The 15785-nt window shown below is 33.8% G+C and carries 13 protein-coding genes; 5 read left to right on the top strand and 8 right to left on the bottom strand.

All coding sequences use genetic code 11. From position 1 onward, the window contains the following. Positions 1-87: 87 nt before the first annotated feature. Positions 88-2493, bottom strand: a complete 2406-nt coding sequence (locus tag AC1DVP_RS19775; RefSeq protein WP_477185200.1) for a hypothetical protein — start codon at positions 2491-2493, stop codon at positions 88-90. 158 nt (positions 2494-2651) lie between these two features. Next, positions 2652-4313 (bottom strand): 2-succinyl-5-enolpyruvyl-6-hydroxy-3-cyclohexene-1-carboxylic-acid synthase, encoded by a 1662-nt coding sequence (menD, locus tag AC1DVP_RS19770; RefSeq protein WP_477185199.1) that lies wholly within the window; start codon positions 4311-4313, stop codon positions 2652-2654. Positions 4314-4449: 136 nt separating this feature from the next. On the opposite strand from menD, the gene AC1DVP_RS19765 reads away from it, so the two are divergent. The 3 genes from AC1DVP_RS19765 to AC1DVP_RS19755 all read left to right on the top strand — a co-directional run bounded on the left by AC1DVP_RS19765 (position 4450) and on the right by AC1DVP_RS19755 (position 6454). Continuing rightward, positions 4450-4950 (top strand): N-acetyltransferase family protein, encoded by a 501-nt coding sequence (locus tag AC1DVP_RS19765; protein ID WP_477185198.1) that lies wholly within the window; start codon positions 4450-4452, stop codon positions 4948-4950. Between the two features lie 85 nt (positions 4951-5035). Continuing rightward, positions 5036-5983: a tRNA dihydrouridine synthase gene (locus tag AC1DVP_RS19760; protein ID WP_477185197.1), complete on the top strand. Its 948-nt coding sequence runs from the start codon at positions 5036-5038 to the stop codon at positions 5981-5983. Between the two features lie 123 nt (positions 5984-6106). Then, complete coding sequence (locus AC1DVP_RS19755; RefSeq protein WP_477185212.1) at positions 6107-6454, top strand: anti-sigma factor domain-containing protein; 348 nt, start codon at positions 6107-6109, stop codon at positions 6452-6454. Positions 6455-6554: 100 nt separating this feature from the next. Here the strand turns inward: AC1DVP_RS19755 and AC1DVP_RS19750 are convergent, their stop codons facing one another. The 6 genes from AC1DVP_RS19750 to AC1DVP_RS19725 form a co-directional block, all read right to left on the bottom strand. Next, the gene (locus AC1DVP_RS19750) at positions 6555-7100 is read right to left on the bottom strand and encodes a glutathione peroxidase (protein ID WP_477185196.1); all 546 of its coding nucleotides are present in this window, start codon (positions 7098-7100) and stop codon (positions 6555-6557) included. 1215 nt (positions 7101-8315) lie between these two features. Continuing rightward, positions 8316-11513 carry a cytochrome c biogenesis protein gene (locus AC1DVP_RS19745; protein ID WP_477185195.1) on the bottom strand — a complete coding sequence of 1066 codons (3198 nt, stop codon included), beginning with the start codon at positions 11511-11513 and terminating at the stop codon, positions 8316-8318. A 214-nt stretch (positions 11514-11727) separates the two neighbouring features. After that, on the bottom strand, positions 11728-12798 hold the full coding sequence (gene arsB, locus AC1DVP_RS19740) for an ACR3 family arsenite efflux transporter (protein ID WP_477185194.1): 1071 nt from the start codon (positions 12796-12798) through the stop codon (positions 11728-11730). A gap of 5 nt (positions 12799-12803) precedes the next feature. After that, on the bottom strand, positions 12804-13433 hold the full coding sequence (locus tag AC1DVP_RS19735; protein WP_477185193.1) for an arsenate-mycothiol transferase ArsC: 630 nt from the start codon (positions 13431-13433) through the stop codon (positions 12804-12806). A 29-nt stretch (positions 13434-13462) separates the two neighbouring features. After that, positions 13463-13930 carry a DUF6428 family protein gene (locus AC1DVP_RS19730; RefSeq protein WP_477185192.1) on the bottom strand — a complete coding sequence of 156 codons (468 nt, stop codon included), beginning with the start codon at positions 13928-13930 and terminating at the stop codon, positions 13463-13465. A gap of 19 nt (positions 13931-13949) precedes the next feature. Further along, positions 13950-14282 (bottom strand): ArsR/SmtB family transcription factor, encoded by a 333-nt coding sequence (locus AC1DVP_RS19725; protein WP_477185191.1) that lies wholly within the window; start codon positions 14280-14282, stop codon positions 13950-13952. Positions 14283-14463: 181 nt separating this feature from the next. On the opposite strand from AC1DVP_RS19725, the gene AC1DVP_RS19720 reads away from it, so the two are divergent. Beyond that, entirely contained in the window at positions 14464-15225 is a 762-nt protein-coding gene (locus AC1DVP_RS19720; RefSeq protein WP_477185190.1) for a Rossmann-like and DUF2520 domain-containing protein, read from the top strand. After that, complete coding sequence (locus AC1DVP_RS19715) at positions 15209-15736, top strand: KdsC family phosphatase (RefSeq protein WP_477185189.1); 528 nt, start codon at positions 15209-15211, stop codon at positions 15734-15736. Before AC1DVP_RS19720 ends, AC1DVP_RS19715 begins: the two co-directional genes overlap by 17 nt. The last annotated feature ends 49 nt before the right edge of the window (positions 15737-15785 follow it).

Genomic DNA, 15785 nt, shown 5'->3' with positions numbered 1-15785 from the left:
AAAAAATGTAATAAAATAGCACCATTCTTAAATATTGGCTCAAAAATCCTTAACTCCAAAAAAAATTCAGCAGAACCCAAGTAACCCTTATTTATTAATTGTATAATATGTCTTTTTTACGACTGGAATACCACCCCCAGTAATACCTTCCAAAGCTACTTTTACTTTGGTTTCAACACCACTATTGTAATAACTTACACTAACATTGCCCGTTTTGTCAGGATGTACGTATGGGTTCCAATACAGTGTATTTCTTACAGCCGCTTTACTATCTAACTCTAAATTGGGTTTTGCTGGATTTGGCACATAAAAAACACGTGCCGTATAAAACCCATCTAATTCTTGTTTAATAGAATGAAAAGTTTCTTTTTTACGTTGTTGTCCAGTATTCTCTTTTGTAGTAATTGCAATAACACCATTTGCAGCCGCATTTCCATAAAACACTGTTGCTTGCGTCCCTTTGGCAGCTTCTATTTTTATTACATCTGCAGGTATAACAAAACCTACTTGCAATTTATCAATCACCTCAATACCATCTAATATGAAAAGCGGACTCCCTTCATAGCGTGTAAATCGAACAGAGTCAACATCAACAGTCACACCCGGAACAGTTTGTTCAATAAGCTGATAGATATCAGTAAATTGAGCTGCGCTTTCATCTGCGACATAACTAAAATCAGGTATTCCAAGCATGGATGGCCTACTGCTTTTCTTTTGGACACTAATTGAAACTTCTTTTAAAATATTTTCTGGTTTTACACCAAAAGCTATAAATTTCCTATACACATTTTCAACTGCTCCAGGTGTTGTTTCAGGCAAACTGCTTGTTTCACTTTTAAAAGACACAGGGATTGGAGGCTGTTCTATAGGGTATGGTATTATTTCACCTCTAAACTTTCCTTTTTCATTTCTAGAATTTAAATACATGGTAGTTTTTCCAGAAAACATAAGGTTTTCAAATTTATAAACCCCATTAGAATCTGTAGTTGCATTAAAAAAATTAAAATGCTTTTTATTCATTAAAGCCAATGTCATATTATTATTTACTAATGGCTTTTCAGCAAGGAGCTGCTTTACCCTGCCCGATATTGTAATTCCTTTTTCTGCTGCATAGCTAATACTTTCGCTAACCATTGGAGCTGTTTTCCATAAAAAATCCCGCCAGCCCTGTGTTAAAAGCAAATCATCTAAGTGATCTAATCTTTTTAAATTAGCAGGATCAAAATAGTAGGCAGRATTATGAACCTTGCCTCTAATATCGGATTCCATCAGGAAATAGGAACTAATGTTTGTACCAAAGTCTTTGTCCTCCAGCTCCCCATTCATGTCTGTTATGCTTAATGAAAAACTTGCCGATTTTGCTGTACCTGTTTTAGATTTTGAAGTTACATTTATCGTAGTTTTTTCTTCTGGCTTATAAGTCACTTTATCTGTCAACAATAACACTTCTAAATCCTGCTCTTTTTCTATATATGCCAAGCGCTCGCTTTGCGGTTTAGAATTGCTGTCGTAAAGTGTTATTTGGCTTATGCCCTCGGGAGTTTTATCTTTAGGCAATTCAAAAGATAATGCAGTTTCTTTTACTGTTTGTATAGTTTCCAAATATGAGATCCCTTTTGACTTACAAACCACCGTAAGGGCTGCATTTGGATTATGTGATACCGTTTCTGGATTTGTAGTAATGGTTATAATATTTTTACCTTTGAATATCTTATAACTTAACAAATATCCTTCTTTGGAAGCTTTTGGGAGTTCTGCGCGGAGTTCTGCCCCTGCAGGGGTTTTAATTTTTGCATAATAGTGTTTTCCTTCAATAGGAATAATTTGAAATTTCCCCATACCATCATGAGGACTCGCAAAAGAGGTAACCAATTCGTTATCCGAATCAAAAACTTCCCCCTTGACGTCTATTGGTTTTCCATTACTGTCGACAGCCTTAAAGCCCACAACACTTGCAGTATTTTGTAAAAGCGAGCCGCCTTCAGGAAAAAAATCAACCTTAACTGTGTTTTGGACTTCAGCCGCAAGAGCTTTGACTACCTCAGCATTAGATTGAATTACATTAGCTTTAACATCAAATATTTCAATATCTTTTTTAAATACAAAATCTTCACCAAAATTTCTATTCCAATTTGTATAAGCCCGTATTTGGTAGCGTCCTGGCTTTACTCCTAGTGAATCTGCTAATTTAAAATCACCACGCCCCAAACCTATTTCTAAATTTGTTTTGTTTCGAGCAATTATTTTAGAATCGGGAGAAACTAATTCCACATATAAAATATTGCTGTTATCAAAAAGCAAGTTATTGCTGGCACGCACATTATAGGCTTTATACCATAAATCTTCGCCCAAAAAATAGGTTGTCCTGTCAGTATGAAGGTATATTTTTTCAATATCAGGGTTCTTTTTTTCTTGGGCGTGCAAAAAACCAATTGATAATACAATCCATAAAAAACAAACGTAACTGCAGTTTCTACAATAAGATTCAAACATGTATAATCTAAAATTATATTAAACAATTTAATAAAAACTAAAGATATATAAAAATCTTATTAATTGACAAAATAAAAAAACACTACAGGAGACACAAACAATTAGGTTTCAATTACAAAATCAAAAAGTGACCTGCTTAATATTTTTCAAAAACTAAATCAGACCAACTCCATAAAATACTGCAGCAATACAGAATTATTATCCAATGTTGGCGTAAAAACTTCCAAAATTATTGGCCTGTCGTTTTGTACATATAATGAATTTAATCCTTCAATTAAACTAGCTTCATCATTGGCAGTCAAATAATCCAAACCATACATTTTGGTTAAATGCTCTGCTGTTAAGTTATGGTTTGTTTCAAAAAAAGTATTAAAAACAGGTGTTTCCTCATGTCCTGGCAAAATTCTAAAAATACCGCCTCCGCCATTATTAATCAAAATGATTTTAAAGTTTTTTGGAATATAATTGTTCCAAAGTGCATTGCTATCGTATAAAAACCCAATGTCCCCGCTAATAAAAACTGTTGGTTTAGCATTGCCAACCGCAGCACCGATAGCTGTCGAAGTGCTTCCGTCTATCCCGCTGGTTCCTCTATTGCAGTACACTTCGATTGAAGCATCAATAGGTATTAATTGCGCATATCTGATTGCCGAACTGTTGCTTATTTGCAACTGAGTGTTTCTTGGCAAACTTTGAATTACTTTTTCAAAAACCTTAAAATCGGTAAAAGGAATTTTGGACAAATAGATTTCGTGCTTTTCTTTACGTAATGCTTTAATGGCATTCAATTGAGAAAAATAATCACTTTTATTTTTTGCTGTCAAAGGCAAAAAGGCGTCAAAAAATACAGTTGGCTCTACTGTAAAATGCTTTGTTAAACTGCCAAAGGTATCATAAGCTCTTAAAGTATCAATGTGCCAATGGTGTTGGGGTTTATATTTTCTCAAAAAGGCTTTAATACGCTTAGAAACTATCATTCCTCCAAAAGTCACCAGAATTTCTGGACGAAAAGCCTCAAAATCTTCAGCGGTAAAAGGAGTAATTATCGTATCGATGTTACTTATAAAACTTGGATGGCAGACATTGGAAGTGTTTTCGGTCATTACCACAACCGATTCATTATTGGCAAAAGCCTCAATCGTTTTATCATCAATTGCATTAGGATCGTTTACGCCAATCAATATCAATTTTCGGGTAGATTTGTTCCAAAGATCAGCATATTGCATAATCTCTTTAGTCTCAATTATCTGCATCACTTTTGCGGAAGCGAAAACAGTACTGTTAACAGCTAACTCCGAAACGGTTTCATATAAAGGCTCTTCAAAAGGAGCATTAATATGTACAGGGCCTTTTTTGTCAATCGCAGTATTGATGGCTTCATTTATTTTTTGATCATTCTCTGCCGAAACTTCCTCAACCAAATTAGCATTATACAAGGAATGATTAGCAAATACATTTTCTTGACGAATCGTTTGTCCGTCTCCAATATCAATTTTGCTTTGCGGTCTGTCTGCTGAAACCACAATTAATGGAATCTGGCTATAAAATGCTTCCGAAAAAGCAGGATAATAGTTCAAGAGAGCCGAACCGGAAGTACAAACTATCACTGTAGGCTTGCGGGTTTGCTGAGCAATTCCCAAGGCAAAAAAAGCGGCGGCGCGCTCATCGGCAATGCTGTAACATTGAAAAGCGGGATTACTTGCAAAACCAATCGTAAGGGGTGCATTTCTTGAACCGGGAGATATAATGATATTGGTGATTCCTTTTGCCAAAAAAATTTGAAGTATGCTTTGCGCTAAAGGTATTTTGGGGTAAGTCATTTAAAAGGTTTAAAAGTTTAACGTTTAAAAGTTTAAAACAAAACTTTTAAATTGTTCTGCAAAGTTACAAAGTTGCTAAAGCTTTTCTGCTGATTTTGGTCATATTTTCATAATTTTGAACAACAAATAATTACAGATGAAAATCAGATTAAGACCTTATCAGACCGAAGACACTCAAGCCATATTGGACATTATCAATTATAACATTCTAAATTCTACTGCTTTATACGATTACAGCATTCGGACTTACGAACAGCAAAAGGCAATATTGGAAGATAAAATCAATAAACATTTTCCTGTAATTGTTGCCGTAGAAGAAGACAAAGTCATCGGTTTTGGCATGTACAGTGAATTTAGATTTCGAGAAGCATATAAATATACCGTTGAACATTCTGTTTATGTGGATAATACCCATCAAGGAAAAGGGATTGGAAAGTTGTTGCTGCAGGAATTAATCCAATTGGCAAAACAGCAAAATCTCCACACTATGATTGCAGTAATCGATGCCGAAAATCAAAGCAGTGTCGAATTTCATGAAAAGTTTGGTTTTAAGACTGTTGGAATTATAAAAGAATCGGGGTATAAATTTGACCGTTGGCTGCATTCTGTTTTTATGCAGTTGATTTTGGAGTCGTAAAGTCGAAAGTTACAAAGTCTCTATATTTACGAATATGACTTTCGACTTATAACTTTATAGTATCTTTGCACTTTTATAAAATACTATGAGTTTCACACTGCTTTCTTCCCCTTTACAAGGATTTACCGATTTTCGTTTTAGAAATGCTCAAAATAAATATTTTGGGGGAATAAACACTTTTTATTCTCCATACATTCGACTGAACGGAAAACTGGTCATAAAATCCTCTTATGAACGTGATCTGCTTCCCGAAAATAATATGGGATTGGAAGTAATACCGCAGGTTATTACTAATGATGCCGAAGAGTTTTTGTTTGTTGCTAAATATGTTCGGGAACTTGGATATAAAGAACTTAACTGGAATCTGGGCTGTCCATACCCAATGGTTACTAAATCCGGCATGGGTTCTGGTCTTATCAGCAATACCGAAAAAATCAATCACATTCTAGACAGAGCACACTCTGAAACTGATATTATTGTCTCTATGAAAATGCGTTTGGGCTACGACACGACCGAAGAAATTCTTGATGTGCTGCCTATTTTGGACCTATATCCAATTAAAAACATTGCCATTCATGCACGTATCGGCAAACAGTTGTATAAAGGAGGCGTTCATCTGGATGCTTTTCAGCAATGCATAGACAATACCAAACATAAATTGTATTATAACGGTGATATCACTTCGGTGGCCAAATTCAAGGAAATGCAGGAACGTTTCCCTACCATCGACCATTGGATGATAGGCAGAGGTTTAATTGCCGATCCTTTTTTACCTGGAATGATAAAAAATAATGCCACAGAATATCCTAAAAACAAAATGGAACTGTTCAGTGCCTTTCATGATACTTTATACGAAGGTTACAGCGAATCATTATCTGGTCAGACCCATATTTTATTGAAAATGCATCATTTATGGGAATACTTTTCGGTTATTTTCTCCAATCCTCACAAAGTCCATAAAAACATTAAAAAATCCAAAAGCATCAAAAATTACGAAGCCACGGTTATGGAAGTAATCTCTAAAGAGAATTAATGTGTTTTAATTTTCTGTGTTCCCTACAAAAAAACAAAAAATGGTGCCTAATGCTAGCAACAACAGACTTCACAATAAAAAAATTAAATTATAAAATTTAAAAGTTATCGGACGAGTTTGACTGTGATTCGTGACCCAAAAAATACGGTAATAACCTTAGGAAGGCAAACTGTCTCTCCTGCTTCATCAGCAAAAATATATTGGAACAAAGAAACCAAAGCTGTTTATGTAGATGCTTCGGGTTTGCTTAAACTGCCAAAAGGAAAAGTGTACCAAGTTTGGTCTCTCAAATTAATGCCTGTTTTAGCTCCGACAAGTATCAGCTTATTGAAAAATTTAGATGCAAACGACCAGAAATTATTCGACGTTAGCGATACTGGTTTTGCCGAAGCTTTTGGAATTACATTAGAACCAGAAGGCGGAAGCTCCTCACCTACAATAGAACAATTGTATACATTAGGAAAGGTTTAAATAAAGAATTTCTTTTGGTAAGCTAATTTTGTTATTTTCCTCACATAAAAAAGAGTTTGCTAAGCAAACTCTTTTTTATAACTGATCAGAATACTGAAAACTATCCCTTAATCCAATTCACTACTTCAGGATCTGTTGGTAAAGTCTTAGGTGAAATTACTTTTACTAATTCTCCTTTTTCATTAATAAGGTACTTTTGGAAATTCCATTTTACATCTGAATCTTCTAGTCCGTTTTTAGACTTCTGAGTCAAAAATTGATAAACAGCACACATATCGTCTCCTTTTACTGAAACTTTATCCATCATAGGGAAAGTAACACCATAATTTAACTGGCAAAAACTTGCAATTTCTTCGTTAGTCCCTGGTTCCTGCGAAGCAAAATTATTGGCTGGAAAACCAACAATCACAAAACCTTTGGCAGCATATTCTTTATACAAAGCTTCTAAATCTTTATATTGAGGCGTTAAACCGCATTTTGAAGCAGTATTTACAATCATGACTTTTTTGCCTTTTAATGAAGCAAAATCAAAAGTCTTACCGTACAAATCTTCTACTTTAAATTGATAAATGTTTTGTTTCACTTGTGCTTGAATTTGGATATTAAAAAGAAACATTACGCAGATAACAGCTACTATTTTTTTCATGGCTAATTTTTTTTATAAAATTAAAAAAATATCTGTTTCTCCAAGTATTATTATGACTATTATTATGAGATATCTTAAAAAGAAAAAAACGCTCAAAAAAGGAGCGTTTTTAAACTAAATAATAACCAAATTTAGATTCCCCAATCTAAACTAACTTTAAATCTACTAACCAAATAGATTTTAAAAAACACAAAATCACTCAAATTTTGCATTTATAAATTATCAAACAACGTGCCAAAATGCAATTACAATTAAAAAAGATAAATTTAAATTAAGCTCATTACTCTTTATCCGTAAAATCCCATTGCTCTTACTTATTTGCAAAAAAAAAAGAGGCTCTAAAAAAACCTCTTTAATTGATAATTCTTATCAGATTCCCCCATGTAATTTATTTCCCTAAACCTAACCTACTAAATCTAAAAAAATTACAAATCCTTACAAATCATCCTTTTATGAATAGATATGCTAATATACAATTTTAAATCTTTTATCCTACAAAACAACTTATTTTATCGATTAAATACATATTTTTATGAAAAATATAAGTTTTAAGCTACAAATAATAACAAGTTTATTTAAAATAGGCTCAAAATTCATTACTGTAATAAAAGTTTTAAAAATTTCATATTGATTATACAAACTATACGATGACTGGAATGGAAAACAATTTAATATTATAATAAAAAAAAAGATGTTTCTGTCAGAAACATCTTTTAATGAAATAATTAATAGTCTTATTAGGATGCCCCCATGTACTTTTATTTTCCTAAACCTAACCTACTAAATTTAAAATTAATCCTTAAAAATACAAATCCTTAAAACTATCTCTATCTCTAGATGTATAAAACAAATTTAGGACAATAAAATTATAAAATACCTATTAAAAACCAATATAATCGATGAAATACATTAAATATAAAATAAAGTAAGATTTTAGCTTCTAAAATGCATTGCGAAAAAACATATTCATACACTCTAACAGAATTTCAAAAAGCAATCTATAAGAAACCATAGCAGTAAAATCAGATAAGCCCCCCTAGTTCTTTGAACTGCTGCTTGTAAACAAATCATGAAAAATAACCTACTAATCTTAACCACAATTATATAGAGGACATTTTTCAAACAACTGTCAAAACCTTTAAACAACATTTGTTTGTTCAAAACAGAAAAAGGCTAATCGGAGGATTAGCCTTTTTTAAACATTTTTAAATAATTCTATTTTTTATAAAACTTCCTGTATTTTGGATAAGTCACTGCTCCTATTAATGAAATTGTACCCAATGAATACCAGATCCAGCTCAATGAATGTGCTTCACCGCTTGCGTAGGAATGCAATCCTACTAAGTGGAAATTTACCCCATAATAGGTGAATAATATAGATATAAACGCAAACATACTCATCAGGTTAAAAATCCATTTCCCTCTTAATGAAGGTACAAACCTCGCATGAATCACAAAAGCATAAACCATGATACTAATTAAAGCCCAGGTTTCTTTTGGATCCCATCCCCAGTAGCGTCCCCAGCTTTCATTTGCCCATTGTCCTCCAAGAAAGTTCCCAATAGTCAACATAATCAAGCCCACTGTTAATGACATTTCATTAATATAAGTGATCTCTTTAATATTTAAAGACATCTTGGCTTTGTTCTTTTCATTGGTAAAAAAGATTAGAAGAAGCGATACAAAACCTAAAATCATCCCTAAAGCAAATGGGCCATAACTGGCCACAATAACAGCTACGTGGATCATTAACCAATACGAATTAAGAACAGGCTGTAAATTAGCTATTTCTGGATCAATCCAATTAGCATAAGCAGCCGAAAGTATCATTGCTGTGACAAAAGCGGCCGAAGCAACCGTCAATTTTGATTTTATATCAAATACCAATCCAAAAAACATAGTTGCCCAAGCCACATACACAATGGCTTCATACGCATTACTCCAAGGTGCATGACCCGAAATGTACCAGCGCGCTGCCAATGTAATGGTATGCAGCAGAAAAAATACTGTAATAATTACATGCATCGAATTGACTAAAATGCGTAACAGTTTTGAATCTTTAAAAATTTGAAGAATCGTAAATATTAGCATCAAAATTGCAGCAAACAGATAGGCAAAAGGCAGTTTCTGAAGCAGATCATATTTGTTGTAGGCGATTTCAAGATTAATTTTATCCTCGCTTGGCATTACTTTGCTTCCAAATTTTTTCTGAAAACCATTAATACTTTCCAATAGCTCATCGGCTGTTTTATAGTTCTTAGTTTCTATAGCATGTCCTAATGTTCCAAAATAAAGAGGCAAGATACTTTTGGTGTAAGTAGAATCCATTCCTTTTAAACCGGCATGTTCCAGTTCCAGATACGAAATCCATTTATTGTTTGGCTCATTCGGTATTGGAAAAATTCTTAATATGCTGCCACTCAAGGCTGATTCCATTAAGTTTACTTTCTTATCGGTTTCTACAAAATCTTTCTCAAACTGATTGGGATTTCCAGCTTTGTAGGCTCCGTCCAAATATGGAGATAATTTATAATTCCCTTTTTTGTCAAAGAAAGCAATAAAAGGAGCGTAAGTATCTTTGGAATCAACTCCGATAATTTTTCGAATACTATCATTTCCGGGTTTGATATAAATAAGCGGAATTTCAATCCACAATTGTGCACTTTGGGTCATCGATAAAAATACCTGATCCGAATTCATTCCGTTATACGTATCTGAATGGCTAACTTTTCGCAGCAACTCAGACGAGAAAGTATTAATTGGTTTCATTCTTCCGCCGGCATCCTGAATAATCAATCTTCCAAACTTTGCTGCATGTTCTTTGGTTACCGTAAAAGCAGTCAATATAGAATCCAATTGCTTCTGAGTTGGCTTTACCCTCACATGAGCCGGACTTTCGATAGGCGAATCATCAGCCTTTTCTGCAGAATGATTGTGATCATGATTGTGTTCTTGCGCAAAACCACACAAACTAAACAGCAATATAAAAACACTTAATAGTTTTGCTTTTTTATTTTTTACCACATCCAATTTTCTTTTCAAATCAGAAAAACGGGAATTTTTGACAAACAAAATAGCAAGCATACTAAAAAACAGCAAAAAATATCCGATATAAGTGATAGTTGTCCCCCAATAATCATGATTTACAGACAATACAGTTCCTTTTTCGTCCGGATCAAATGAAGACTGAAAAAAACGATAGCCTTCGTGATCCAAAACGTGATTCATATAAATTCTGGCATCAAATGGTTTCACAGAATCCTGAACAGTTACCTGACTTTCGAAAGAAGAATAACTTTTTTCTGTACCAGGATATTTCTGCGCAATAAAATCATTTAGTTTTATCTTAAATGGCAATACATAAGCTTTGCTTCCATAGAAAAAGCTATACTCCTGCCCTCCTATTTTTACAGTTTTAGAATCACCAACTTTTCCTTTTGAACCTAATAAGGTTATCAATTCTTCCTTACCATCGGCAATTAGTTTTACAACTAAAACATCTTCATGATTCTTTTCTTTAAAATCATTTTTGGTTTCATAATCAATAACACCCGTCACAGCCGGTTCGGGAAAAACAAAACGAATATCACCAATGCTGTACAAAGAACGCATCATTAAAGGCTGTACAATGTCTTTAACGACTTTGCCCTGTAGTTTATCAGCCATTCGCATAAAATTCCCTTCAAAAGGCATTTGAATCGTATAATCGTTTCCTGTAGTAGTAATATTAATAGCTCCCTCGGTAAATTTATTTAACGCAAAAAGTACATTATGAATGTTCTGAACCTCACCAGATTTCAAGAAATGTTCTTCTCTGCCACCAGCACCGGCTTCGACCAATTTAAAATACTGACTTCCTTTTGGATCAGGTTTCACATATTCTTTGGCACCCATAATAAATTTTTCATAGTGCACTTCAAAAGGATTACCGGCAAAATCACCTTTCATTGTAAAATCATTATCAGTAACAGGAGATAACAAAACCGATTTTTCAAAAACCCTGCGTTTCATTTCTCCTTTATATTCCCCATCAACAAAAAGAGTCAGGAATGTTTTATCCGAATAAAATTGATTCTCTGCAGCGCCTTCACGTATAGGCATCATTCCTTCAAAACTAATATAACGAGTGATAAAAGCTCCCGCTATGATAAACACAAAAGACAAATGCAGTAACAAAGTCGCCCATTTTTCTTTTCTTAACAATTTATAACGCTTGATGTTTCCAATAAAATTAATCATGAAGAAGCCCATAATAGCTTCAAACCACCAAGTGTTGTAGACTAAAATTCGGGCGGTGTCAGTATTGTATTTGCTTTCGATAAAGGTTCCTGTTCCCATTGCAACTGCAAAAGTCAAGAATAATATAGCCATCAATCGGGTAGAAAATAGGACAGAGAATAATTTTTTATCCATTTGGAAGTAAATTTCGTTTAAATAAAGTGTCGCAAAAGTACTCAAAAATGTGCATTTGTTTAAGGACTTAATTGTTAATTTAATCCAAAATTAAGGAGGTTCCATTTCTAAACAAAAGGCATAAATACAAATAAATAAGGTGATAATTCTAAACGAAAATCTAAAAGGAATGAGACTGTCCAAAAAGAAAGAACAGCCTCAATAATTATTTTTTCTAAATTTCTGATCCGAAATATTTTTTTCTTAACCAGAAAGCGACGTTAACTAACGCAATTAATGCAGGAACTTCAACCAAAGGTCCAATTACTCCCGCAAATGCTTGTCCGCTATTGATTCCGAAAACACCAATGGCTACTGCAATTGCTAATTCAAAATTATTCCCTGTTGCTGTAAATGCAATTGCTGCAGATTTAGAATAATCTGCACCAAAATACTTCCCGATGAAGAAACTAACAACAAACATTACAACAAAATAAATAACTAAAGGAATTGCTATACGAATCACATCCATTGGAATCTGTACAATCAGTTCTCCTTTTAGGCTGAACATGATCAAAATTGTAAATAATAACGCGATTAAAGTTATTGGCGAAATCACTGGAACATATTTTGTCTGAAACCATTCTTCGCCATAGAACTTGATTAACGTATATCTGCTGATGATGCCAAGTGCAAACGGAATTCCTAAATAAACCCCAACACTTTCGGCAATCTGACCAATGCTAATGTTTACTTCAAAACCTTTATAACCAAAATATGGCGGCAAAACAGTGATAAAAAAATAAGCGTAAACACTATAAAGCAATACTTGAAAAATACTATTCAAAGCGATTAATCCAGCTCCATATTCCCTATTTCCTTCGGCCAAATCATTCCAAACAACGACCATTGCGATACAGCGTGCTAAACCAATTAAAATTAAGCCTATCATATATTCGGGATAGCCTTTTAGGAAAAGTAATGCTAATGAAAACATTAATACAGGACCAACAATCCAATTTAGAAATAAGGATGCACCAAGAATTTTTACGTTCTTGAATACTTCGCCCATTTGCTCATATTTTACTTTTGCCAAAGGCGGATACATCATTAAGATCAATCCAACTGCCAAAGGGACATTAGTCGTTCCGCTAGAAAATGAGTTGATAACCCCGCTGCTTGATGGTATAAAATAACCTATTGAAACTCCTATCACCATTGCAAGGAATATCCAAAGTGTTAAATAACGATCTAAAAAGCTTAACTTTTTTCTCCCTGCCACTGGCACACAATTATTTGCTGACATAATTATTACTTAATTTGTGAGAAAACATAAAACATTTCGGTTGCAATCTGCAGGCTTCTTTCTTCATATTTTTCTGCTTGCAGCGGTGTGTTATCAAATGCTTTTGGATCTTCAAAAGTAATCGGAATACGTTTTTCTGCACCGGCAATAAAAGGACAGCCACCATCGGCCTGCGAGCAAGTCATTATTGCCGCAAATTCATTTTCTGGGTTAAAATCATCATCATAAGCTTTAGAAAAACCAATAATCGGATGCTCATTTTCGGCATATTTTATGCTATAAATCGGGTTGTTTCCATCCGCAATGGTTTTGATTTTGAAACCCTGCTTTTCCAATGTTTTTGCAACCATCGGAAACATTGCTGTTGCTTCGGTGCCTCCCGAATAGCAAAATACATTTTTTATACTGAAATATGCCGATGCTGTCTGTGCCCAAACTTGTGACAAATGGCTTCTTCTTGAATTGTGAGTACAAATCAAATTTAGTCTGATTTCTTGCTGGTTTGCAACTTTGGTCTGAATAAAATCTACAAGAGGCTGTAACGTTTCTTTACGCTCCGCTGTGATGTTTTCAATCTTTAAATTCTTAATTACATTTTCTATTTCTGAAAAGAGCATACTTTTGGCTGCAGTCATTTTATTTTTATTTATAGTTAGTCATTTATTTAACAGCATTTTCCTCCAGGAACACAAGAAGTATTATTACTCATATCTGACAATTTTACTTTTTGTTTTTCGGTTGGAATTCCGCACTGGTCTTGCGCTAAGCAAGTCGTTTGCTTGTTAATCAATTCAAAATTTTCTCCATTGAATCCTAAATCGTATTTCCCAATTGTGGTATTTTGATATTCGACTTCAATTTCAAAATMTTCAATGCCTAACACTTTTTCTGATAATTGAATAATATCCAAAAGTTTTTTAGGCTTCAGCCTGTGTTCAAAATCGTTTGCATCCCAAAGCTGGAAATTCACAACTGTTTCGTTACGTACAGTTCCGCCGCAATCGATAAACTTTTTGTTTATCAAACCCACTTCTGTAACGTGAAAATGCTCTGGAACAAATGTTCCGTTTGGCAATTGAAAATTTACGGTTTCAACTTTGCTCAATAGCTGTTTAATTTGTGATAGTTTCATAATCTTAATTTTTTAAATTTTAACAACAATCCGTTTTCTTTTTCTCAATATGTTCGGTTACATTTTGAAAAAAACTTTTAATTTTTTCAAACCCTTTTTCATCAACACAATAGCAAATGGCGTTTCCCTCAACACTTCCTTTTATTAGCCCTGCGTTTTTAAGTTCTTTCAAATGCTGTGAAATCGTTGGCTGTGCCAATGACAATTCATTTACAATGTCACCGCAAATACAAGTATTAACCTTTAGAAGGTATTCGATAATTGCAATTCGAGCCGGATGTCCTAATGCTTTTATCAAAATTGCCAGTTCGTTTTGATCATCTGTATAAAAATCCGTTTTAGTTGCTCCCATAGTAATATATTTATATTGCAATATTACGATATTATTTTAATTTTCAAAAATAAAAAATATATTTTTTAAAATTATTCTGAAGTAAGATTTGTGTGCACAAGCAATAAACAAGTCATCTTATAGTTATACTATGGATTAAAATTGAATCCAGCACTTCACTTTTTTTTTCTAATTTTGTCAAATGATTAAAATAACGATTATAGGTTACGGGAATGTAGCGCAACACCTGATTGATGCTTTCGCAAAAAATAAAGCAGTAGAAATCATTCAGGTTTTTTCAAGAACTCAAAAACAAATTACTCCCAATCTCGATTCAAGCAAAATTACCAATGATTGGAATGCTTTGGCAGAAGCCGATTTGTATATTATAGCCGTTTCTGATGATGCTATCGCCGATGTTTCCTCACGATTACCATTTGAAAACAGGCTAGTCGTTCATACTTCCGGCAGTGCGCCATTGGCATCTTTAGACAATAAAAACAGAAAAGGCGTGTTTTATCCTCTACAGACTTTTACAAAAGGAAAAGCAATTGACTTTAAAACCATTCCTTTTTGTCTGGAAGCCGAATTAGAAAACGATTATGCATTACTGGAAAAAACAGCATCTGCTATTTCTGACAGTATTCACAAAATTGATTCCCATCAGCGGAAAGCACTGCATGTTGCGGCCGTTTTTGTGAATAATTTTACGAATTATCTGTACCAATTAGGAAACGATATTTGTCACGAAAACCATGTCTCTTTTGACATTTTAAAACCTTTGATTCTTGAAACTGCCGAAAAATTATTGACGCTTTCTCCAAAAGATGCACAAACCGGTCCAGCAAAACGCAATGATATTTCGACTATCGAAGCTCATAAATCTTTTTTATCCAATGAAAACCAATCAACAATTTATAAAATACTAACACAATCTATACAAAATCATGGCAAAAAGCTATAAAGAAATAATGAATGATATTACTGCGTTTATCTTTGACGTAGATGGCGTACTTACTGACGGTTCGGTATTTGTTTCCAATGAAGGAGAAATGCTGAGAACAATGAATATTCGCGATGGCTACGCATTGAAAGCAGCTGTCGAGAGCGGTTATCATGTATGCATTATTTCGGGTGGAAGCAATGAAGGCGTTAGGGTTAGACTGAGAAATTTAGGAATTACCGATATTCATTTAGGAACTCCTGACAAAGTAGAAACGTTTAAAGAATATACTGATGTTTATAGCATAAATCCAGAACAAGTTTTATACATGGGAGACGATATTCCAGATTATCACGTTATGAAATTAGTAGGCTTGCCTGCCTGCCCTCAAGACGCAAGTCCCGAAATTAAAACAATTTCAGGTTATATTTCACATAAAAATGGCGGTAAAGGTGCTGTTCGAGATGTGATTGAACAAGTGATGAAAGTACAAGGAAAATGGACAACACATTTTGACGGAAAACTCGATTAAAAAACCTATAAATTATATTATCTACCTAACCAACCAATTTCTGATTACT

It is taken from the genome of Flavobacterium sp. P3_A6, from assembly GCF_056403035.1.
Note: the sequence above shows the minus strand (reverse complement) of the source record. Positions and strands in the feature narration are given on the sequence as shown.